We start from the raw sequence: 21,747 nt of genomic DNA, 5'->3' as shown, positions 1-21,747 counted from the left end.
AGTTCATGCCAACCTATGATGTGGTAATTTCTTTTGCAGGCGAAGACAGAAAGATTGCAGAAGCTATAGCTTCTAATTTAGTTACTAGAGGTATTAATGTTTTTTACGATGAGTATGAACAAGCAAACCTTTGGGGAAAAGATCTATATGTCCATCTAACAAAAATTTACCGAGATGAATCCAAATACTGCTTAATGCTCATTTCTGAAAACTATGCCAAAAAGCAGTGGACAAACCATGAACGTAAAGCTGCACAAGCAAGAGCATTTCAAGAAAATAGTGAGTATATATTACCTTTACGTCTTGATGATGCTGAAATAGATGGGATATTAGGAACTACAGGCTATATTGACTATCGGCACTGCTCACTAGAGAAAATAATTAGTATGCTTGCAGAAAAAGTCTTCCAATTTAATAAGCTAAATAACATTTATTATGATTTAGTTAGTGCGGAGAGTGTATTTAAAAAATCATTGGATTTTAAAGGCAAACAAGCATTTCAAGATAAAGATATGGTAACAGACTGTCCAACTTGTAATGAGCAACAAACTCTTGCCGAAGCAACCATGTCTTTAGCTGATGACGAAACGTTATACACTTGTAGAAATGGCTGCCAAGCTATTGTTGTAATTAGTCGTCCAGGTATCTCTGCATGGCCTGGAAGAGGATATCGATTAAAAGATTATGTAATTCGTAATGCGCGAGATATTACTATTAAAACGAATAGTATGGGAATGCCAATATTAATACCTGCTTCTAAAGCCGCTTTAATGAAGGCGCAAACGAGCAGCTAAAACAGTTGGCTAGGTTCCGCTTCGCTCCACATTATAGCCAACTTTTTAGTCCGCTTAATGTGGGCGTTAATCTCAGCTTCACCATACTTTCTGTTATGCGAACTGAACCATTTAAAGTGTCAACTTTAAGCTGCTTATGTCCAGCTGTGGCTTAGTCTAATAACGCTAAGCCTCGTTAGTTAGAAAGAGCCTTATAAACGGTTGTGCGAGAACAATTGAGCTGTTTAGCTATTTGAGATTTATTAGTGCCCATTTTTGCAAGTGTACGAATATTTTCATTTAACTCAATATTGACTGGCTTGCCTTTATATTTCCCTTTCTGTTTAGCTATCGCTATACCTTCACGTTGACGTTCAAGCATCATAGAACGCTCAAATTGATAAATCCCTCCTAACATAGTCAACATCAATTGCTGCATTGGGTTATCTTCGCCAGTGAACGTTAGGGATTCTTTGTGGAATATAAGTTTAACGCCTTTATCAGTTAACTCTTTAACAAGTGTGAGAAGGTTTTCGGTATTACGAGCCATTCTACTGATATCATGGACATGAACAGTATCGTCTTTTCTTACAAATTTTATAAGTTCCTTTAGAGCGGGTCGGTTTGTATCTTTACCGCTACACTTATCAGTGAAAGTTTCATCTAGTGGGATTTCATTTAATTGTCGTTCCGTGTTTTGTTCAATTGTCGAAACACGAATATACCCGATTTGTTTACCACTCATATTTATTCCTTTAAAGTGTTCACTTTAAGTCTAAGATATCATAACAATGTGCGTACAGTTAATTAAAAACAACTTAAAATGAACACAATAGCAATTGGTGATGAACGTACACTTTGACTATGATTAAAATGTACATTAAATATTAATATTTTGTGTTACACGGCTAAATCTCAATAATAAGAAAATATACGCATTAATGACCTTAGTGAAAAGCTGGTATCAAATAGAGGGATATCACATAAGTAAAGCATCACTAAGTTCAATCCCTAATTTATCGATACTAATATTGGATATGGAAAGCTGGTATCAACATACGACTGTTTTTTGATACCAGATAATCAGGTCAGTTGGATAGGTTTTATTTTTTCTCCATCATTTCTTGAAACATCATAAATTGCTTAAACTTATCTTCCATATCTGAAGGTACATTTTCAGCTGGCTCGGCTAATTTCCGCAATAGCGCGGCTTGTTTGTAATCTGGCACATCACCATAACTATAAAAAGTCGTTAATACTTTTTCATGCCCTAAATTCTGACTCCATGCTTTAAACTCTTCAGGCGTACGGCAAAGGTTTTCACCTAGCCTTACCAAAGTATTACGGAAACTGTGAGGATTAAAGTAAGGCAAATCAACTGCTTCAAAGGCTTGTTTAAAGACCTTGCGGATTGGATTTGCATTACTCCAATGCTCTTTAAGTAAACCAACAGCTTCAAATTGCTGATTTTTGTTGTGTGCCAACTTAGTTTTTGGAAACAACGGATCACTTTGCTTAAATCCAAGCTCTTTAGTCAAATACTCAATCCATTCAGTCACAATCTTTAATGGCAACTCATCCACAGGAAAAAAGTAAGTAGTGAAGGTTTTACTAAACTTTGTATTTACTTCCCTTGCATCCTGATAAAAGCTTTGTTCGGCAATATCAATGTGTTTAATCTTAGCTGAAGCAACAGCACTGTCTCTTGCGCCAGTTAGGGTAATAAAGGCAACTAAAGCTCTATCACGCTTTTCAATCTCAGTTGAACTAGGCATAGCCTCCAAGGTTTGCATGATCTGCTCCATTGTCGCCACATTCCTTTTACGCTTGGCATTTGCAATGCGAGTATCTTTTTCAGACAAATTGAAATATTCAATATCGCTGTAGTTGATTTTTGCTCGATAGCCTTTTTGTGTTACGAGATATTGGAAAAACATTTTTAAGTGGCGAGTTGCAGTAAGCACCGTTGCCTTACTTAATTTTCCTCCTGTCACAAGTGATTTTTGAGCAAGAAGATGCTTCTTAAACCCAATAGCGTGCTTTGCCTTAAACTTATTGAAATCAAAATAATTCGTATATTCTTCAAAGCGATTAATTGACTTCATTGCACCATCAATTGTCGAATGATCTTGGCGTTTTGCATCTCTCAAATACTTGATGTATTCATGCAGAATTCGAACATTATTCGCGCTACTTTTTTTCATCATCAAATACCATGGTTAAAGGATAATTTAAGAGAGCGTTTTCTCTCAGGTTTAAGTGTTTTTCAGCTATCGGTAATTTCCCTCCGAGTTTGAGCCAAATTTGGTTTACATCACGCCAAGAAGCGAACTTATTTTCTCGGTATCCACACTCGCCACAATGCCCAGTCATTCGAGCCATGCCAGCAGGCATCGCTATAAACCGAAGTGATTCAATACTTGGGTTTGTAGGTTGTTTACATCGAAGACAATACATTTCATCTAGCTCACATTTATGCATGTAAGTTTTGCGTTTCTGTTTTAAATAAATCTTTAAGTCAGCCCCACAAATTAAGAGTGGACGTTTTTCATCTACCACAGGTAAACCAACACGAATCCAATTACGTACAGTTTTGGGGTGAACGCCCAGTGTTTCACTAACATCAATCACGGTATAGCTGCGATGGATTTTGATACGATTAGGATTATTACGACTACTCATGGTTAGCCGCCTTAGATGCTGCGATACAATCTTCAAGCCATTCATTTATATCACTTTCAAGCCAACCTATAGCGCGGCTGCCTAATGAAATACTTTGGGGGAATTCGTCATTACTCATACGTAAGTAAATACTGCTACGTGATAAGCCTGTTTTGTTTTTTACTTCGGGTAAGCGGATGATCTTCTTAGACATCTTAAGTCCTCTTAGTCGCTTGTTGAATGTGACCAAGAGGTTATTAGATTTGCAGTGGGTAAAAACCGAATTTGGATTTAGGAATCCGAATTCGGTTTTAGTAAGGCCGTATTATTTACTTCGAGATTCTATCGCTGGGTCTATTTGTTTTACTATTTTAAGTACAGTGTCAGGGCTAAGAGGAGTCCCTGCTAAACTGGTCATTGCAACTAAAGATGATGTAATACCTCGTTGATTCCAGTCAACTTTAGCTTCTTTACATAATGTTGCTATTAAAACTAGCAGAGAATTTCTTTCGTTGGTAGTTAATGGTTTTTCTTCTTTATGCTCGTCTTCTAAGTACTCGATAAAGTGAGTGATTTCACTACTTCTAACAATCAATACACTACTAACTTCAGACAATTTATGACAAGGTACAAATTCTGAACCGAATTTATTGCGTCTAATATGCGGGGATACAATTGAAGGATCATTTTCCAAAGCCCTCATAGGTTCTTCCGCAATAGCACGTCGCCTTTCTTCTGACTCGTTGTATTTAGGATTAAATATTCTCTCACGATCAAAGTGTTTGTAAAGCTGGCAGGTAACATCATTTTGTTGTAATAAAATGCCATTTTCACTTAGTGTTGTAACCTCAATCCCTGAATTACTTTGTTCAAAATACCCTTTAACTTCCAGAGCCTCTTGACCTTGCATTGTTAAATCCCAAACCCCCTCCATACTGTGAACAGTACGCTCCTTTGTGTCAAAAGTTTGCTGTGCTAGCTGATTTTCAATATCACCAACGTTACACAGTTCTCCCGTTATACCATGAGCACTATTAACAAAATATACGGAAAGCTTTAACTTCCCCTCAAGTGCTGCCAGATATAAATCAGTAACAGTGATAGTTTCTTTAATCTCCCCAGAGATGTGTAGAGCTGCATCATCAAGCGTTAGCCATTTTTTCAAGTTTAATAATTTATTCATTCTTATTATTTTAATCCTTTCAGGTATTAAGTTATCTTTTGAGTTACTTGGTAGACAAGGGCTGATTTCTAAAGTAGATTTTTTATGGTTGAATATTAATTGCTTGAAAACCAAAATCAACGATAATACCTCTAAATTGGGATGATAGACTTTACAGCGTGCTATTTTTAACCATCTTAGATTCAGTCACGAATGAGAGACAATATGAGCTATTACAACCAAAATGCTAAAGAATTTTTCGATGGTACGATCAATGTCAATATGGCAAGTCTATATGGTGAGTTTCTTCCCCTCGTAAAGAAAGGGGGACTGATTCTAGATGCGGGCTGTGGGTCTGGTCGTGATGCGAAAGCGTTTAAGGTGTTAGGTTTTAGAGTTCATGCAATTGATGCAAGTGAAGAGCTTGCCAAATTAGCTGAACAGGTAATCAATCAACCTGTACATGTAACCACATTTCAGCAGTTTAAATCTCAAGAGAGCTTTGATGCAGTTTGGGCGTGTGCATCTTTGTTACACGTCCCTTTTTCTGAGCTTCCAGGCTCTATCCAAAAGCTTTCAACATCATTAAAAAATAATGGCGTATTTTATTGCTCGTTTAAATATGGATATGATGAAATAGAACGTAATGGGCGTAGATTCACGAATTTAAATGAATCTCTGTTACAAACCGTCTTATCTGGTTTGCCACTACGAACAGCTAAAACTTGGCTTACCTCTGATTTGCGTGAGGGCAGGGATAATGAAAAGTGGCTCAATGCTATCTTGATTAAGGGGTAAATATGGATTTTAGCAATGAAGATTTTTTTAAAGGTATCGTACTATTTGGTTTAAATGCTGCCACCTATAAAATGGGGTTAGCTCAAACGTTGATCAAGGCTTCTAGAAACCAGCAAAATGAAATTCAGTGGGGAGATCTATCCGAACACTACTTTGATGTATATTTAAATCGCTTATCAAGTAACCCTATGCCCCAACAAGGTAATCCTAATCGACTGACGAAAATGGAACGTATCGTAAAAGAGCATCAGTTAGGTGTTCTGAGCCGAATCGAAGCGATTCAAAAAGTCGGTGATACGGCTTTTGATGATGTAGTGCCTCGATTCCAGACCATCGGTACAGATAAGCGAATTGTAGCTAACCATTTTTACGAAATAGATACAGGCAAAAGGCTAATTCTAAAAGACTCGCTATTGGATTTAAATGTAAATCAATTAGACATGCTAGATGATGAAATTACGGCTAGGTGGGGGCTATTGGAAGGTGCGTTTAGCATAAACCAAACTGATTTTAAGCTAGCTAATGATATTCGTGAAATTTATCTCAAAGATGGTTATAAAAGAAAAACCCTGACAAATAATATTCCATTTTTATCAGGGTATCAGGGAAATACCTGCTTTTACTGTGCTGAACAGATGGGTAGTGATATCCATGTCGATCATGTTTTACCAAGGCAGGTAGTTAATCATGATGAAATTTGGAATTTGGTACTAGCTCATAGCGACTGTAACCTTTTAAAATCGGATAGGTTAGTGGGTGAGCATTTTATTAGAAAGCTGATTGCTAGAAATGAAAATATTATGGGAAGTAATCACCCGTGGAAGGCTCAAATACAGTTATCTTTAGGTTCAACGCCCAAGCGTAGAGCTAGTGGTTTAAGGCATCATTATGACAATGTAAAAACTGTACTTGGTCGTTATTATTGGGGTGGGGCTGACTCATATAATCCAGAGGCAGACCCGTTTTATAGAAGGTTGATTACTGTCTTAAATAATCGCTAGCACCACCAACATTATTGAGCGCATATTTAAGTGGCTTAGCAATACCTGAACTAATCTATAAGTTGTTAAATTAGCAATATCACTGAATTATTTGTGTCTAATTTCAATCTAACTTGGCCGATTAAATTGAAATTGGACAAAATCTAGATAGAGTTATTGTACCTGACGATAGTCACGGCACTGCAACATTAGTTTTCAACCTTCTTAAACTCTGTTTCTATAAACTGTATCATCCGTTTATCTTTTTTAAACCATTCAGTATAACCATCAAATGAATCTGTAAAAAGATGAGCTAGTTCAGGTTGTTTAAAGCCTCTTAAGTTTAGGCTGTCACCGAATTTATGGGCTTCTCCTTCTAATTTTAAGGCTACAACGCCGTCATCATGCCAATAGCTTTGAATAATCTTAAAGTCATTGAACTTATCATTTCGTCTAAGATCTTTAGCTCGTTGAAGTAAATTATTTGAAATGCCTATTTTTAGCAAAGAACCACAATTAGACTCTAGGATATATAAACAACCAGCACTATTTTTATTATACCCTCTTAAGTAGGAACAGGTCTGGCAACCTTGTAAACCGTGAATATGTTTAGTTGGTGTTTTATAGAAATCTCCATGAATGGGGCAGGTTATTATTAATTTTTTATCCGCACCTGTATAGATCGATTTTGAATAGTCATACATAGCTTTGCCATGAAGTAAGATCGACTCTACTTTAAATTGGCCTGTAGATTTGAACCTGGCTTCACCTTGAACCTTACCGAACGTCATAGATGCACATTTAGGACAACCACTACCGGCACTAAGGTGTGATGCTGCGTGTGGATTAAACTCCCCATGTACTGAACAGATGATAGTAATAGGTTTACTTGAACCAGTAAATATGGCTTTGCTGTAGTCATATTTATTTTTGTGTCGTTCGATAGCTGCAACAATCCACTCTTCCGTAGTGTATTGATGTGACTTACTGCATCGATTGCATCCTACACCTTGAATATGGGCCGAGGGTTTCTTATTAAACTCGCCATGAATAGGGCAGATAATAGTTACTTCTGTTAAAGAGTGCTTATATTTAACTTTCGAATAATCATATTTATCTCCGTGTATGGTTTTAGAGTCTTGAATAAATTGGTTTGTAGATTTGGTCGCATTTTCGAAAGCACATTTTCGACAACCCTTTCCTTTTAGGTGATTGTCAGGTGAGGAAGAGAATTGGCCGTGTTTTGAACAGGTTATTAATAATGGTGTTTTAGCTCTGATGTATACTGAATTTTCATAACTATAGAAGCTATTATGGACAACGTTTGCTTGTTTCACGAAAGTTGAAAGACTTTTACGTTGTTTGTCCGTGCTACAAGCTTTACAGCCTCTTACACCTTTCGTATGTAGGTATGGTTTTTGTTCGAATTCACCGTGCTTAGGACAGATTATTATTCCTTTTGTGGAATGATTAATGAACTCGAATTTACTGTAATCATAGGTGTTATTATGAGTACTATTAGCTGTTTCAATGAATTCTTCGAGCGTGCCGTTTAAGCATGAATTACAGCTGCTCTGTCCTTTTAAGTGGTTTTCTGGTGATTGCTTAAAGGAACTGTTGTGCTTACGACAAATAATAATTCCTCTTGTGTGACTATTAATATATTTAAACTTACTGTAATCGAACTTATTACCATGTTTTTTATGTGCATCCTTAATGAATTCATCAATGCCTTTAGATTGACTAATAGATCGCTTTTCATTAGCGCATTTTTTACAACCTCCACCTTGTAGGTGTGATGAGGGGGTGATCGGAAAGTCGCCATGCTTAGAGCAACTTATAATTACAGTTTTAAGAGTTCCTGAGTATAAAGTGTTTTCATAATTATATTTTTCCCCATGTATTTTCAATGCCTTAAGAACAAATAACTCTTTGTTGTCTGCCTTTGCTCTGCCAATGGTAATCAATGAACACTCTCGGCAGCCTTGTTTGCGAATTACATGATGATAAGGGTCAATATTAAATTCGCCGTGTTCATGGCAAATCACGGTGCTTTTTGTTTTCTTATTGATGTAGATAAATTTAGAGTAATCAAATTTACTGTTGTGGACCTTATTTGCAGCTGGAATAAACCAGTCTGAGCTTTGTGTGTGATGTTCTGATTTTTTTAATGAAGAGCATTGAACACACCCTAAGTTGCCTGCTATGTGGGATGATGGATTTTGCATATATTCGCCGTGCTGACGGCAAATGATAATTACGGCAGTAGATGAGTTAACGTATTTTACTTTACTGTAATTATTCTTATCACCATGAACAGACTTAGCTTTAATAATAAAGGAGTTTGTTGAATTTGCTTTTGATGTTCTTATTCGCTCAAAACCACACTTTTGGCAACCTTCAGCTGATTTTCCTGTGTGCTTTGATGGTTGTTTTAAAAACTTACCATGAGTAGGGCAAATAATGATTACTTTAGTGGAGCTATCAATGTAATCAACAAGACTGTAATCGAATTTATTACCATGTATTCTCTTGGATTTAACAAGGAATATTTCAGATCTTTGTTTTTTTGATAAGGTCATAATGAGTTACTCAATTTGCTATAGGATTAGTATGAAAACTCTTACTTCAATTAAAGGCACTTAAGTTATTACTATTAAAATATTATTTACATGTTTTGTAATACTGGGTGGTTGCTTTTATTCTTGGCAACACGCAGATTTCAACATTTAATTGAAACCTTGTCGTACATATCTAAAACGTGTAAAAATACAATAATTACTTTCAAAACAAATTGTTATAAATAGGTTGGATATGAGCAAAGACGCGATGGACAAATTATCTCCAGGAGATAAGCTGAACAACCAACAATTATGTGAAACGTTTGGCTGCAGCCCACAGGGGGGGATGAGAAAGTCTAACTCGACTAACTCACTTGTTATTGTCTCAAATCATATCAAATCTATTTATGATGATAGGTGGGATGGTGACACTCTGCATTACACCGGTATGGGTACCTCTGGTGATCAAAGTTTGGATTTTGCCCAGAACAAAACGCTCAACCAATCTACGACTAATGGTGTGTCTGTTCACCTTTTCGAAGTATTCCGAGATAAAGAATATACTCATGCTGGAGAGGTTTCTTTGGTAGCAGCCCCTTATGCCGAGCAGCAACCTGATCAGGATGGTTATTCTCGCCGAGTTTATGTTTTCCCTCTACAGCTTAAATCTAGATCTCATTTCGTTATAACCGAAGATAAGCAACATGTTTATGCCGTGAAGCAGAAGAAAGCTAAGCGACTAAGCCTAGAAGAGATAGCTAAGCGGGCTAACGAGTCGACTCGAAAACCGAGTACCTCAAAGCAAGTGACCACAACTTATGAACGTAATCCTTGGGTAGCTGAATATGCGAAAAGGTTAGCTAATGGGATTTGTCAGCTTTGCTATAACCCTGCACCATTTGTTAATAAAAAGGACGAACCCTACCTTGAAACTCACCATGCCGTGTGGCTATCACGAGGCGGAGATGATACACCTGAAAACACAGCCGCCCTTTGCCCTAACTGTCACAAAAAAATGCATGTTCTCGATTTACCAAACGATGTAGCATTGTTAACTAAACGAATTAAAGCCCTTTTGGGAGCATCGAAGTAATATGAAAAAACACATCGAAGTGGTAGCTGCAATTATTCAACGTAGCGGTAAATATCTTGCTGTTCAGCGCGGATCTGCAAAGCTTGATTACATCAGTCACAAGTGGGAGTTCCCTGGTGGGAAAGTGGAAGTGGGTGAATCACTAGAAACAGCAATCGAAAGGGAACTGCAAGAAGAGCTTAAAGTAGCTGTTAGTGGACTTAAATTACTTATTACCGTGAAGCATGAGTACCCAGATTTTCACATCACTATGCATTGCTTTCTTTGCCATTTAGAAACAAAGGATGTAACTCTTACTGAACATATTGATTCTCGATGGCTCAACGATAGCGAACTCTGGGATGTTGATTGGGCTGCTGCAGATATTTCCGCTGTAAAAGCGTTAATTTAAAAAGGGTATCAAATGGATTTGAGTAAAACGGGTTGGGCTGGAACATGGGCTGATTTTTTAGATATATCTAAAGACGGTTTTGTTAATGCTCTAGAAAGCTTCTATGCTGAGCTTCCTTGGACAAAAGAGCTATCACCAAGTCAACTGCATGCCTGGACCATTGAGTATGATGTAATGCAGGCTACGCTAGCTATGGTCACTTCAAATACCGGAATCAATTCAAGTTTATGCTGGGTCGCTTTCGAACAAGAGTTAGTCGGAGAGGGGGGGAAGCGGGCGGCTGATGTGAACATTGTATTGCCTACCGGGGATCTTTTCGTCGTTGAGTTCAAACATAAAGCGGTAGCTAGCCAACAAGAAGTAACGCGTGCATTGTTTGATTTACAAACTATGATCAACTTTCATAGCGAGTCCCATCAATTAACGGGACACTGCTATCTTGCGCTAACCAAGATTGATGCAAATATTTTTGAGCATGATTCTGTAATTTGCGATATGGCGAGCAATAGCATCCTCCCCAAATTAGCAGATGGTCTAGGTACTGCTTTACAGTCGAAGCATCACTATGATGTTAGCAAATGGCAGCATGGCACCTTTAATCGTCAGCCTAGTATTATTCATGGCACCGTTCGCGTGTTTTATGACAATGACATACCTAACCTTAAAACAGAGGCCGGCGAAAATATTGAACAGGCCCGAGAGAACCTAGTTAAGCTATACCAGCATGCAAAGGATAATAATCAGCGTTATGTTGTGGTCATCAATGGACGACCAGGTGCAGGTAAAACACTGTTAGGCATTAGCGCCGTTGCTGACTTAGTGACAAAGTACGGGGCTGAAAACTGTAAACCATTATTTTTATCAGGCAATAAACCTTTGGTACAAGTACTCCAGCACACCTTGGATTACTATGGTGCACTTTCTGGAAAGGAATTGCAGATAGATGGACGAAGTGTTATTCAGCACTTAATTGACTTTAAAAGAGATATTAAGAAAAAAGATATTAACAAAAATAGTCGAGAAGAGAATTTTGTTGTTTTTGATGAAGCACAGCGGGCTTGGGGAACAGTAAGTAGGGGAAGCAATGATTCTGAATTAGATGTGTTTTGTCGTTGGTTAGCGAATAAAAAATTTGGTGTTTTAGTACTGCTGGTGGGTGACGGGCAAGCCATACATAAAAATGAAATGTCTCTTGAAAATATGATGATATCACTAGGCGATGCAATTCGGCCTTTAAGGGATAAGCTCACCCCAATAATGCCTGCAATACATGCTCACTTTGTTGAAGATATAAATCCAAATAAAAGGGATATGTTTTATCTAGAAACGCCAATTAGACAAAACTACACTGACGAGCTTGATCATTGGATTGAAGCTGTACTCAATAGCAACGACCAAAAAGCTGATGAAATAGCAAAACGTATACGGAGCCATTACCCGCTTTATATAACCACCAGCAAAGGAGCGGCTGATGAATATGCTCGAACGCTGCAATTAGCGCTGCATGAAGATAATAAAAAAGTCGATGCGTTTAGAGTAGGTTGGTTGAAATCGAGTAAATCTAATAAAAATGATAGTGAGATAACCGAGCTTAAAGATAACCTTGGTTCGTGGTATGTCGATGCACCAAATTCACCACTATCTTGCTGTCAGCTGCAAACTGCATGTACTGAGTTTTCTTGCCAGGGCTTGGAGCTATCGATTGCTCTTTTAGAGTGGGGGCCGGATCTGCAGTACCGAAACGGAGCATTAAAGTTATCGGAAAACAGGTACTATCGTAGAGATATTGATGATTATACTTATGGCAGCTATCGAGTATTGTTAAGCCGTGGGCGCACTGGCTTAGTTGTGAAGTGCGGTGACCAAGATACTTATCAGTACTTACTTCGTTGTGGGATGGCTGAGTTATGCTAGGGCTTGACCGAGCATACAGTTTCTAACTCATTTCTGGACAGACAGAACCTTATTAGAGTTATTGTGCTAGGTAATACGCATTATATTTTGTAGGGTAAGTGAAGGAGTCTAATTGATGCTATCACTCCGGTTAACTATAAAATGCGTTATTCGCAGTGGTTTTAACTTTTTAGTTTGTGACTAAAATTAGCTATACCGCTAATATATTCTTGTCATTTGAAGATATTAGACATATATTTATCTCGAAAGCGCGAAACAATTTGGCCTCTCTGTCTATAAATTGCGTAGGGACATCACTATTAAGAGAGTGATAGCTGGTGTGAGACCTTTCATAAATTAGCAGCCTTTGGGCTGCTTTTTTGTTGTTGTGTATGACATTCCATATCCATTATCCTTGAGATAAATGCGTCGATATACGGCCTATTTAACCTAAAGGTGATTATGTGCATAACGATGACCGGAATTAAAATTTAAAAACGACTTGTCAAAATCAAGATTTAATTTTCGTACTTAGCTACAGCAGTAAAATACCTTTAATTATAACCGAAAGGCCGTAAATATTAACTCTATCCAAATTTTTAGGAGCTAAAATGAAAGATTATAACTTCCAAATAATGGTAACTGGGATTCAGATCAACACTAATGATGACATGGAACTCATAACGGATCTACTCGCTAGCGCAGGCTGCGATGATTCAGTTATCGGCTCATATAATAAAACACTATACTTGGATTTTGATAGGGAGGCAGACTGTTATGAACAGGCTATCATGTCAGCTATCAAAGACATTGAATCAGTACCAAATTTAAAAGCAGTATCGGTTGATGCGGGTGATTACGTGGATCTGAAGCGGTAGAATTAGCTGATATGACACGCTCAGCATTAAAGTGATTATGCGAATAAGGATGCTAATTACATTACGAAAGGGGGCTCTTCTCTATATTACGTGTTAATTGGATTAAGCCTTGGCTTTTTACCAAACAACTTACCATTTCTTGCATCTATTTCTCTACCTGACATTCCACAGTAAAATAACTCATTGCCATTCCAGATAGCATAAATACCGTCTGAGACCTTGGGTATCTCTTTGTTTGCCCAATCAGAAAACTTAAATCGTTAATAAAATTGCATAAATATCTCAAGTAAGTCGTAGGTATAACAACTCCCACTCAATATTAGCTGGAGCCGTTATAGGTAGTTATAGTTGGCAAGAAGTACAGATTGCTATTAATGATAAAACTCTAAACGGCTTTATGTAACTGAATTTCAGCGGTAACACTCAAGCTTCCCTTCGCACTGTTCTCAATATGATCTGACCACCAGCACATTAACTCAATGCGATGTTTTAAATACTCTGCGCGGTTATAGGCTTTACGTACGGCATTTTTATCAACATGAGCAAGTGCAGCTTCAATCACATCAGGGTTAAATTCCTGTTCATTAAGAGTTGTACTGGCTAATGCCCTGAAACCATGAGCTACTAAGCGGTTTTGATAACCAATGCGGCGTAATACTTTGTTTACCGTTTCCGTATTAATATGCTTTTTAGGCGCGTTGTGTGAGGGAAATAGGTAAGGGCTGTGAGTGCGCTTAAAGTTTTCTAACAGCGTTAATATGTCCAACATCTGGTTAGTTAGCGGTATGGTGTGTTCGCGTTTCATTTTCATTCGTGATGCTGGAATCACCCAAAGCTTGTTTTCTATATCTATCTCTGACCATTCAGCCTTTGCTGCTTCATTTGAACGAGTCATTGTATGTAATTGCCATTCGATTAATGCGCGCGTGATCATCTGCAAATTAGCTCGATTTAGCGTTAGCATTAGTTCAGGTAGTTCTTCAGGCTTGATCGTCGGCATGTGTTCACGTTTAGGTTTTTCAAACGCTGATTTTATGCCGCTTAATGGATTCGCATGGACTAAACCTGTATTGACGGCATAGGTCATAATTTCATTTAAGCGTTGGGCTAATCGTCTTACTGTTTCTAAATTACCAGCTTCGGCTACTTTTTTTAATACTGCTATAACCATGGGCGCAGTTAAGCTTGCGACGGGATATTTACCTAATGTAGGGAATAGGTGTAATTCAAGCGAGCGCCATATATCTTTGGCATAGTCGGTCGTGATTGCCGTTTCTTTTATACCAAACCAATTTTCTGCGACTACTTGAAAGCTATTGTTGTGCTTTTCCTGTTCCTTTAAATGCTCTTGGTCTTTGTAGTCCTTAGGATCAATATCTTGTGCTAACAGCTCACGGTATGTTTTACGTTTATCTCTGGCTTGAGCCAGGGATACTTCAGGATAGATGCCTAACCCTAGGTTGGTTCTTTTTTTCGTAAAGGGTTTCGAGTATTTAAATACCCAAGTTTTAGAGCCTGACGGTTTGATTTTTAGCTGTAGTCCATCGCCATCGGCAAGGATGAATTCTTTCTCGCAAGCCTTGGCCTGCTTGACTTGAGTATTAGTGAGCGGAGTAACTTTTTTAGCCATGATGTACCACCTTGAAAAACGAAGTTCTAAAAACTCGATGTGCCACCAGCTAGATAGAAGTACATAAGAAAAGGATGCTGGTACAAAGGATGGTACTAAAACTTTAGGATTCTGTAAAACGACTTAGGAAGTTAAAAGACGCTAGAGTCTTTGTTAACAGGGGTTGTAGTAGTATTTTGAATGGTTTGAAACGTTCTAAAACAAGAGAATGGCGGTGACGGAGAGATTCGAACTCTCGAAAGGTTGCCCTTTACACGCTTTCCAGGCGTGCTCCTTCAGCCACTCGGACACGTCACCTAATCAGATTGTTATATGGTATATAACGATGCGTACTTTAGGTAATCCTCTCTTAAAGGTCAATAAAAAATTCTTATTAGAGGTTTGATTGCTGCATTACTGAGCATCAGTATTCATATTAAGCATTGTGAGTACGATCAAAAAGTAATCTATAAGTAGCGTATTTCTCTATTTTTTTGTGCGACTACACGAAATTAACTAAAGTTGTTACCAGAAATGACGATATAAACCTTATAATGTTGGTGATGGAACATATCGCTATTCAAATATCATAAGGATTCATGGTCTGATGAAGATTCAATTCTCGAAATCATTGCTGTTGCCTTTTACGCTTGGCATTGCAGCCACAAGTTGTCAGTTATCTGCGACGGAGTTTGATGCTCGCTCATACGCAATGGGCGGCGTTGGTGTTACTACGGCGGATTACGTTACTGCGTCGTTTCACAACCCTGCAATGGCAGCTAAGCATGATGTGCGTGATGACTTTGGCTTATTAGCACCTGTGATTGGTCTTCAAGTCGATGATCCTGATGATTTATATCATGACGCTTCCAATATTTATGATGTTGTTTCTAAGGCTAACTTCCCTGATGATACAGCTGCAATTGATGCTGCGTTAGCGACAATTGCGGGAGATAAAGCCTATGCTGAAGCTGGTTTTGGTTTAGTTGCGTCTGTGCCGACACGCTATTATTCCACCAATGTGTTTCTTAAAGGCTACGCGGATTCTTTCGTCTTCTCTGATGTAGTCGCAGATGATACTGACAATGGTGTTATCGATTCTAAAATGAGTGTGTATGCGATCTCTGTGGTTGAATTCGGAATGACCTTTGCGCGTAAATTCGATACGCGTTATGGCGGCATGCATATCGGCATATCGCCTAAATACAATATTATTTCGACTTATAACTACTCACAAACAATTAATACATTTGATCCAGACAAATACAAAGATGGTGCAACCAGTGATAAGAAAGGCTTCAACCTAGATTTAGGGATGGAAGTTGGTTTGCAGCATGGACTAAGCGTGGGGGCAGCGGTTAAAAACTTAATCCCACAAAAGATCGATTTAAAACCGATGAATGGTTCAAGTGCGAGTTATAACTTAAACCCAATTGTCACTACAGGGTTAAGTTGGAGTCATGACTATCTAACGCTAGCCGTTGATGTTGACGTTAATGCCAAGAAGCGCTATGAAAATATAAACAGCCTATCGGGTGTTCAAGATGATTTTGATAATACCCAAATGCTGAGAATTGGTGGTGAAATTGGCCTACCGTCAGCAATGCAACTGCGTGCTGGTTATGTAAAAGATTTGCAAGACAATAAAAAACAAGTATTTACTGCAGGTATCGGTTTATCTCCCTTTAATGTTTTCCATCTTGATGTTGGTGCCAGTTATGGTGGTGCAAATAAATTTGGCTTAGTCGCACAAACCATGGTGTGGTTTTAAGATCTAATTTTCAGAAACTGTTTAAAAAGCAATAGTAACATTTTAAGTAAAATTTGTAATAGCTCCTATATTTGAATCTAAGTATTGTATTTCAACATAATCTGGGTATTTACTCTAAGCATATAAAAGCTTGAGATATGTCATAAATTTAAGTGACTCTTTATTCTACTATCTTGTGATACGATTTATTATTGAATCTAATACAAGGAGAGTTAGAAGATGCCAAGTAATCAAGCGGCCATACAAGCACCACGCGTAACTGTGGATATTAACGATGATGTCGCCATTGTTACGTTAAATCGAGGCCAAAAGTACAATGCATTAGACATGGATATGTTTTATGCATTAGATAACACAGCAACAGAACTTGCTAATAATAAAGCCATCCGAGCAGTCATTGTACGTGGTGATGGTAAGGTGTTCTGTGCTGGTCTTGATGTCAAAAGTATTATCAAAAATCCCCTCAATCCCGGCAAACTATTAAAACGTGAAGAAGGCGAACTTGCTAATCTGGCGCAAAAGGTCGGTTATCTTTGGCGTCAAATCCCTGTTCCTGTCATTGCTGTCACCCATGGTGTGTGCTTTGGTGGTGGACTGCAAATTGCGTTAGGGGCTGATTTCCGTTATAGCACCGCCGATTGTGAATTTTCTGTGATGGAAATTAAATGGGGACTCATTCCTGATATGAGTGGCATGATCACCATGCGTGAGCTCACCCGTATTGATATAGCCAAAGAGCTTACGATGACAGGGCGTAAGTTTAGCGGTATCGAAGCGGAGAAATATGGTTTGGTGACGCATGTCTGTGATGATCCAATGGCGGCGGCGATGACCTTTGTTGATAGCCTTAAAACGCGCTCTCCAGATGCGATTGTGGCGGCGAAATCATTACTTAATGATTCATGGGCGGCATCAGAACAAGCGGTATTAGTATTGGAAACTCAAACTCAAAGAAAAGTCATGGGAAAGTGGAATCAAATTATTGCAGTGACTCGTAATTTTATCAAAAAATCATTACCCTATAGAAAACGTAGTATTTAACAGGCGGTCTCATAACTATGTCCCAATTGAATATCAAAGCATTATTAGAACCTTCATCTATTGCCGTTATTGGCGCTAAAAATAGCCCAGAAAGTATTGGTTATTGGGTCGTTAAAAATTTAATTGCTAGTCAGTATGACGGTCCTATTATGCCGGTATCATTAAAATCGAACAATGTATGTGGGATTTTAGCGTATGAGAAACCAAGTGAGTTACCTATTGCACCTGATCTTGGCGCGATTTGTACACCGATTCGTTTTGTAACCAAGATCGTAAAAGAACTCGGTGAGGTAGGTTGTAAAGCGGTTATCTTATTTAGTGATGAGCCTTATGAAGGCAATGCCGAAATTTGGGAAAAAATTGGCTTAATCGCGGCAAAATACAATATTCGCGTATTAGGCCCAAGTAGTTTAGGAGTATTAAATCCGCGTCTTAAATTAAATGTCAGCTTGGCTCACGTCGCACCGCCTGCGGGTGATGTAGCGGTTATTTCACAATCCGCGGCGTTTGCTACATCTATGATCGACTGGGCTGAAACGCGTGGTGTAGGCTTCTCTTGTTTCATTTCGATTGGCACCCGTATTGATGTTAATTTTGCCGATTTAATCGATTATCTAAGCCGCGACCGTTTTACTAAATCAATTGCTTTGTATGTCGATAATATTATTGATACACGCCGTTTTATGTCGGCAGCGAGAGCCGCGGCATTTAAAAAACCAATTGTGGTGGTACGTTCAAGTTCAAATGTGAGCGGACCAACGGCGTTATTACAAGACCGACGCAATAAAATATCTTATAACACCGCTTATACAGCCGCATTCCAACGCTCGGGTATGTTACGGGTTAATGATACCTTTGAACTTCTGTCGGCAATCAAAACTATTGCGACGATCAAGCGCTCTGTACGTGGCGATAAAATGTTGATCATCTCGAATGGTGGTTCACCGGCGTATATGGCAACTGATGTACTGATTAAATCTGGTTGTAAGCTGGCTGAATTAAGTTATGAAACCGAGCAGAAATTATTAAAAGCATTACCGGGTAAAATTACCAGCATGAATCCTATTAATATACTCGGTGGCGTTGACGCAGAGGCGTACAGTAAAGTGATCGATATTGTATTAGAAGATGCACAGTACGATGCTTTATTGATTATTCATGCGCCACAGGTGACGGAAGTCTGCCATGTTACCGCCGAAAAATTGATACCACAACTGGTTAAAAATAACAAAAAAGGCCCGATTATATTTACTTCATGGATGGGGGAAACAAGTGGTCGCATTGCCCGCCAGACCTTGATTAAAGCTGGTATTCCGTCGTACGGTACACCAGAAGTGGCTGTGAATGCCTTCAATTATATTGTTAAATTTAGACGTCACCAAAAGCAGCTAATCCAAACCCCTGAAACATTAGCTGATTTGAATCCAGGTTTGATTACTGATGCTAAGGTGATGATCGACAAAGCCATGCGTAAAGGTGTGAAGGAGGTCAACGAAAAAGGTATCACCTTGTTACTCGCCGCATACGGGATTATGTCGGATACGACGCTAACTAAAGATGAAGTGAATAAATTCCGTATTGAAGTTGTCGACGATGCGGCCTTTGGTCCGATTATTTGCTTAGGTGAAGCTGGTGGTAATTGGGATATAGATCAAGATGCGGGGGTTGCGTTACCACCGTTGAATATGGCGTTATCCCGTTATCTTGTGGTGGGCTCCATCAAGCAGGGCATTATCCGTGAGCGTAGTTTATCTGTGCGTTTAAACATGGAAGGCTTGTGTGAAATATTAACCCGAATTTCTCAAATGATTATTGATTTTCCGATGATCAAATCTATTTCGATAGATCCATTAGAATTAGGGCGTAGTGGTTATAACATTAAAGTTGATAAGGTTAATATTGGTTTACGTGGTCGACGTTCACTGCAAAAGTTAGCGATTTTACCGTACCCGAAAGAGCTGGAAAGTATCTACACCATGAAAAATGGTAAAGCGGTGTTATTAAGACCGATCCGTCACGAGGATGAGCCACAACATCAGGCATTTGATTCATCGTTAACCGCAGATGATCGTTACCTACGTTATTTTGGTTCGCGTTCTAAATTCAGTCATTTCGAAATGGCGATGTTAACGCAAATTGATTATGAACGTGAGATGGCATTTATTGCCAGCGCTAAGAATCCAATGGGTCAGCCTGAAACCTTAGGGGTGGTGCAAGCTATCTTTGACTGGGATCGCGGCGAAGCTGAATTTGCTATTTCGGTACGCTCAGATTTGAAAGGGCAGGGCTTAGGTAAAGCACTTATGCTGAAAATCATTGCGTTTTGTCGTCAATTAGGCTTAAAAAATATGGTTGGTTTCACCATGCCAACCAATTCGGGGATGATTAAATTAGCAAAATATTGTGGCTTTAAGGTGACAATGGATTATCGTGAAGGCAACGCAGATTTAAAATTAAAACTAAATGATTAATTTACAACGCATCAACCTCAATTTATTAGTCAGCTTGCAGTACTTGTTACAAGAGCAGCAGGTCACTGCCGCTGCACAGCGTCAATACATTACTCAATCGGCAATGAGTAAAAATCTGGCGAAATTACGTGAGATATTTTCCGATCCGTTATTAATAAAACTGGACAATAAAAGTCAGTTAACCGAAAAAGCCAAGCAATTAAAACCAGTACTGGCACAGATCTTAAATAATATTGATGGCTTGTTAGTGACTGGAGGGTTTGATCCGCTGCAATCTCAGCGTGAGTTTACCATAGCGTCAACCGATTACGTGACCGACTATATACTACCTGCCGCCCTTGCATATTTATATCAACAGGCTCCGAACATTAAACTTAATCTCACCTATTGGGATAAGTTTACGTTAGCGGCGATGGAGCGTGGCGAGATTGATTTAGGGGCAACCATTATTCGACCCGAGCATAAACATCTTTCTTATTTACCGTTAGAAAAAGATAATTACGTGTGTATCATGCGCCAAGGGCATCCATTAGAAAATGAAGTGTTAACATTAGCGAGTTATACCCAATATCCGCATGGCATTATTACCTCGGGCTCAGACAAAGCGGGTGATATTGATGTCGCCTTATCTGCTCAAGGACTGTTTAGAGACGTGGCATTGCGTATTCCTTCTTACTCTTCGGCTTTTAGTATTATCGCTAAAACCGACCATTTATTGACCATACCTAACTCTATTGCAGATAAATTAATCATTGGTGAGCAATTTACGCGAAAAGAATTACCGATCAAATTACCTATTTTACAGGCTGCAATTATATGGCATCCCCGTTTTGACCATGATTTGGCACATAAGTGGCTGCGTGATGAACTACATGCGCAATTAAGCTGCAACATTCCTAGCGGGACTGCGGTAGAGTAGAAGAAGTCATTATATTCATTTCGATTAACGTTCTATGATTACCCTAACGCAATGGAGTGGTAATCATTATGTACGAAATTATAGTGTCTTTATTAGTAGTTAATTTTTTTGGCATGCTCAGTCCAGGCCCTGACATGATGTTAGTGCTAAAATACGGTAGCCTAAACGCTAAACGTGCCGCGTGGTATTGTGTTGGTGGTATTATTTCTGGTTTAGCCGTACACATGATGTTAGGTTTATTTGGTATTTCATTACTGATTTCGAGCCACCCAATGCTGTTCAATGTTGTGCGTTGGTTAGGTGCTGCTTATCTTATTTATATCGGTATTAAATCACTGCGTGCAGGTAAAAGCGACATTGAAGTGGATGCCGGTACATTGAACTATCGTCCAACGAAAGCGTATTTAGACGGTTTGTTGTGTAATTTATTAAATCCGAAGATCTTGATGTTCATGGTGGCGGCATTCAGTCAGGTTATTGCACCTGAAACACCAACATCAGACAAGTTATTAATTAGCTTATCTATATTTTTAGAAACGGCAGTAATGTGGTCGTGTTTCATCATATTGCTGAACCGTGGCGCACTTAAACAAATGCTCAATCGTTATCAAGATAAGATCAATAAAGCCACAGGTGGCCTTTTGATTACCTTGGGTGGTTTCATTGGTTTAAGCAGCTAACAAAAATTGCTTTAAAAAAGGCGCTGTGGGTTAATAACCGACAGCGCCTTTTTGCATTAATGGCGA

At 38.7% G+C, this 21,747-nt stretch carries 19 protein-coding genes and 1 tRNA gene; 12 read left to right on the top strand and 8 right to left on the bottom strand.

Annotation, left to right across the window (positions count from 1 at the left end; all coding sequences use genetic code 11):
* Positions 1 to 5: 5 nt before the first annotated feature.
* Positions 6 to 794, top strand: a complete 789-nt coding sequence (locus tag HWV02_RS17370) for a toll/interleukin-1 receptor domain-containing protein (RefSeq protein WP_211688932.1) — start codon at positions 6 to 8, stop codon at positions 792 to 794.
* A 175-nt stretch (positions 795 to 969) separates the two neighbouring features.
* Here HWV02_RS17370 and HWV02_RS17365 read toward each other — a convergent pair whose 3' ends face one another.
* From HWV02_RS17365 to HWV02_RS17345, 5 genes are all read right to left on the bottom strand, one after another.
* On the bottom strand, positions 970 to 1,518 hold the full coding sequence (locus HWV02_RS17365; protein WP_211688930.1) for a recombinase family protein: 549 nt from the start codon (positions 1,516 to 1,518) through the stop codon (positions 970 to 972).
* 358 nt (positions 1,519 to 1,876) lie between these two features.
* Entirely contained in the window at positions 1,877 to 2,980 is a 1,104-nt protein-coding gene (locus HWV02_RS17360) for a site-specific integrase (RefSeq protein WP_211688928.1), read from the bottom strand.
* A complete protein-coding gene (locus HWV02_RS17355) occupies positions 2,964 to 3,455 on the bottom strand; it encodes a helix-turn-helix domain-containing protein (protein ID WP_211688926.1) in 492 nt (163 codons plus the stop codon). The genes HWV02_RS17360 and HWV02_RS17355 overlap by 17 nt, the downstream gene beginning before the upstream one ends.
* Positions 3,448 to 3,648, bottom strand: a complete 201-nt coding sequence (locus HWV02_RS17350) for an AlpA family transcriptional regulator (protein WP_211688924.1) — start codon at positions 3,646 to 3,648, stop codon at positions 3,448 to 3,450. The genes HWV02_RS17355 and HWV02_RS17350 overlap by 8 nt, the downstream gene beginning before the upstream one ends.
* Before the next feature lie 111 nt (positions 3,649 to 3,759).
* Positions 3,760 to 4,737, bottom strand: a complete 978-nt coding sequence (locus HWV02_RS17345; RefSeq protein WP_211688922.1) for a hypothetical protein — start codon at positions 4,735 to 4,737, stop codon at positions 3,760 to 3,762.
* Positions 4,738 to 4,821: 84 nt separating this feature from the next.
* Here HWV02_RS17345 and HWV02_RS17340 point away from each other — a divergent pair, with 84 nt between their 5' ends.
* Together HWV02_RS17340 and HWV02_RS17335 are read left to right on the top strand one after the other, a co-directional pair.
* Positions 4,822 to 5,394, top strand: coding sequence for a bifunctional 2-polyprenyl-6-hydroxyphenol methylase/3-demethylubiquinol 3-O-methyltransferase UbiG (locus HWV02_RS17340; RefSeq protein WP_255550526.1), 573 nt, complete (start codon positions 4,822 to 4,824; stop codon positions 5,392 to 5,394).
* Between the two features lie 2 nt (positions 5,395 to 5,396).
* The gene (locus HWV02_RS17335) at positions 5,397 to 6,395 is read left to right on the top strand and encodes an HNH endonuclease (RefSeq protein ID WP_211688919.1); all 999 of its coding nucleotides are present in this window, start codon (positions 5,397 to 5,399) and stop codon (positions 6,393 to 6,395) included.
* Between the two features lie 188 nt (positions 6,396 to 6,583).
* On the opposite strand, the gene HWV02_RS17330 is transcribed toward HWV02_RS17335, so the two are convergent.
* On the bottom strand, positions 6,584 to 8,956 hold the full coding sequence (locus HWV02_RS17330; RefSeq protein ID WP_211688917.1) for a GIY-YIG nuclease family protein: 2,373 nt from the start codon (positions 8,954 to 8,956) through the stop codon (positions 6,584 to 6,586).
* A 232-nt stretch (positions 8,957 to 9,188) separates the two neighbouring features.
* Between HWV02_RS17330 and HWV02_RS17325 the strand changes: the two genes are divergently transcribed.
* From HWV02_RS17325 to HWV02_RS17310, 4 genes are all read left to right on the top strand, one after another.
* A complete protein-coding gene (locus HWV02_RS17325) occupies positions 9,189 to 10,028 on the top strand; it encodes an HNH endonuclease (RefSeq protein WP_255550525.1) in 840 nt (279 codons plus the stop codon).
* 1 nt (position 10,029) lies between these two features.
* Entirely contained in the window at positions 10,030 to 10,419 is a 390-nt protein-coding gene (locus HWV02_RS17320; RefSeq protein ID WP_211688915.1) for a (deoxy)nucleoside triphosphate pyrophosphohydrolase, read from the top strand.
* 12 nt (positions 10,420 to 10,431) lie between these two features.
* A complete protein-coding gene (locus tag HWV02_RS17315) occupies positions 10,432 to 12,333 on the top strand; it encodes a DNA/RNA helicase domain-containing protein (RefSeq protein ID WP_211688910.1) in 1,902 nt (633 codons plus the stop codon).
* A gap of 590 nt (positions 12,334 to 12,923) precedes the next feature.
* Entirely contained in the window at positions 12,924 to 13,190 is a 267-nt protein-coding gene (locus tag HWV02_RS17310) for a hypothetical protein (protein ID WP_211688908.1), read from the top strand.
* A gap of 385 nt (positions 13,191 to 13,575) precedes the next feature.
* On the opposite strand, the gene HWV02_RS17305 is transcribed toward HWV02_RS17310, so the two are convergent.
* Together HWV02_RS17305 and HWV02_RS17300 are read right to left on the bottom strand one after the other, a co-directional pair.
* Positions 13,576 to 14,820 carry an integrase domain-containing protein gene (locus HWV02_RS17305; protein WP_211688906.1) on the bottom strand — a complete coding sequence of 415 codons (1,245 nt, stop codon included), beginning with the start codon at positions 14,818 to 14,820 and terminating at the stop codon, positions 13,576 to 13,578.
* A gap of 209 nt (positions 14,821 to 15,029) precedes the next feature.
* A tRNA-Ser gene (locus HWV02_RS17300) sits at positions 15,030 to 15,117 on the bottom strand.
* A gap of 289 nt (positions 15,118 to 15,406) precedes the next feature.
* Here HWV02_RS17300 and traF point away from each other — a divergent pair.
* From traF to HWV02_RS17275, 5 genes are all read left to right on the top strand, one after another.
* On the top strand, positions 15,407 to 16,570 hold the full coding sequence (traF, locus tag HWV02_RS17295) for a conjugal transfer protein TraF (RefSeq protein ID WP_211688904.1): 1,164 nt from the start codon (positions 15,407 to 15,409) through the stop codon (positions 16,568 to 16,570).
* A gap of 219 nt (positions 16,571 to 16,789) precedes the next feature.
* On the top strand, positions 16,790 to 17,611 hold the full coding sequence (locus HWV02_RS17290) for a crotonase/enoyl-CoA hydratase family protein (RefSeq protein ID WP_211676967.1): 822 nt from the start codon (positions 16,790 to 16,792) through the stop codon (positions 17,609 to 17,611).
* A gap of 17 nt (positions 17,612 to 17,628) precedes the next feature.
* Positions 17,629 to 20,082: a bifunctional acetate--CoA ligase family protein/GNAT family N-acetyltransferase gene (locus tag HWV02_RS17285; protein ID WP_211688902.1), complete on the top strand. Its 2,454-nt coding sequence runs from the start codon at positions 17,629 to 17,631 to the stop codon at positions 20,080 to 20,082.
* The gene (locus HWV02_RS17280; protein ID WP_211688900.1) at positions 20,075 to 21,001 is read left to right on the top strand and encodes a LysR family transcriptional regulator; all 927 of its coding nucleotides are present in this window, start codon (positions 20,075 to 20,077) and stop codon (positions 20,999 to 21,001) included. The genes HWV02_RS17285 and HWV02_RS17280 overlap by 8 nt, the downstream gene beginning before the upstream one ends.
* A 68-nt stretch (positions 21,002 to 21,069) precedes the next feature.
* Entirely contained in the window at positions 21,070 to 21,681 is a 612-nt protein-coding gene (locus HWV02_RS17275) for a LysE family translocator (protein WP_211676964.1), read from the top strand.
* Positions 21,682 to 21,747 lie beyond the last annotated feature (66 nt).

This window comes from Moritella sp. 28 (assembly GCF_018219435.1).
In the GTDB taxonomy this organism is placed as follows: Bacteria; Pseudomonadota; Gammaproteobacteria; order Enterobacterales; family Moritellaceae; genus Moritella.
Note: the sequence above shows the minus strand (reverse complement) of the source record. Positions and strands in the feature narration are given on the sequence as shown.

Excerpts from the sequence above, each read along its gene's own strand:
- HWV02_RS17320 (WP_211688915.1), top strand. The coding sequence starts at position 10,030 with ATGAAAAAACACATCGAAGTGGTAGCTGCAATTATTCAACGTAGCGGT.
- HWV02_RS17310 (WP_211688908.1), top strand. The coding sequence starts at position 12,924 with ATGAAAGATTATAACTTCCAAATAATGGTAACTGGGATTCAGATCAAC.
- HWV02_RS17290 (WP_211676967.1), top strand. The coding sequence starts at position 16,790 with ATGCCAAGTAATCAAGCGGCCATACAAGCACCACGCGTAACTGTGGAT.
- HWV02_RS17350 (WP_211688924.1), bottom strand. The coding sequence starts at position 3,648 with ATGTCTAAGAAGATCATCCGCTTACCCGAAGTAAAAAACAAAACAGGC.
- HWV02_RS17330 (WP_211688917.1), bottom strand. The coding sequence starts at position 8,956 with ATGACCTTATCAAAAAAACAAAGATCTGAAATATTCCTTGTTAAATCC.
- traF (WP_211688904.1), top strand. The coding sequence starts at position 15,407 with ATGAAGATTCAATTCTCGAAATCATTGCTGTTGCCTTTTACGCTTGGC.
- HWV02_RS17340 (WP_255550526.1), top strand. The coding sequence starts at position 4,822 with ATGAGCTATTACAACCAAAATGCTAAAGAATTTTTCGATGGTACGATC.
- HWV02_RS17355 (WP_211688926.1), bottom strand. The coding sequence starts at position 3,455 with ATGAGTAGTCGTAATAATCCTAATCGTATCAAAATCCATCGCAGCTAT.
- HWV02_RS17360 (WP_211688928.1), bottom strand. The coding sequence starts at position 2,980 with ATGATGAAAAAAAGTAGCGCGAATAATGTTCGAATTCTGCATGAATAC.
- HWV02_RS17325 (WP_255550525.1), top strand. The coding sequence starts at position 9,189 with ATGAGCAAAGACGCGATGGACAAATTATCTCCAGGAGATAAGCTGAAC.
- HWV02_RS17315 (WP_211688910.1), top strand. The coding sequence starts at position 10,432 with ATGGATTTGAGTAAAACGGGTTGGGCTGGAACATGGGCTGATTTTTTA.
- HWV02_RS17305 (WP_211688906.1), bottom strand. The coding sequence starts at position 14,820 with ATGGCTAAAAAAGTTACTCCGCTCACTAATACTCAAGTCAAGCAGGCC.
- HWV02_RS17335 (WP_211688919.1), top strand. The coding sequence starts at position 5,397 with ATGGATTTTAGCAATGAAGATTTTTTTAAAGGTATCGTACTATTTGGT.
- HWV02_RS17275 (WP_211676964.1), top strand. The coding sequence starts at position 21,070 with ATGTACGAAATTATAGTGTCTTTATTAGTAGTTAATTTTTTTGGCATG.
- HWV02_RS17365 (WP_211688930.1), bottom strand. The coding sequence starts at position 1,518 with ATGAGTGGTAAACAAATCGGGTATATTCGTGTTTCGACAATTGAACAA.
- HWV02_RS17285 (WP_211688902.1), top strand. The coding sequence starts at position 17,629 with ATGTCCCAATTGAATATCAAAGCATTATTAGAACCTTCATCTATTGCC.
- HWV02_RS17370 (WP_211688932.1), top strand. The coding sequence starts at position 6 with ATGCCAACCTATGATGTGGTAATTTCTTTTGCAGGCGAAGACAGAAAG.
- HWV02_RS17280 (WP_211688900.1), top strand. The coding sequence starts at position 20,075 with ATGATTAATTTACAACGCATCAACCTCAATTTATTAGTCAGCTTGCAG.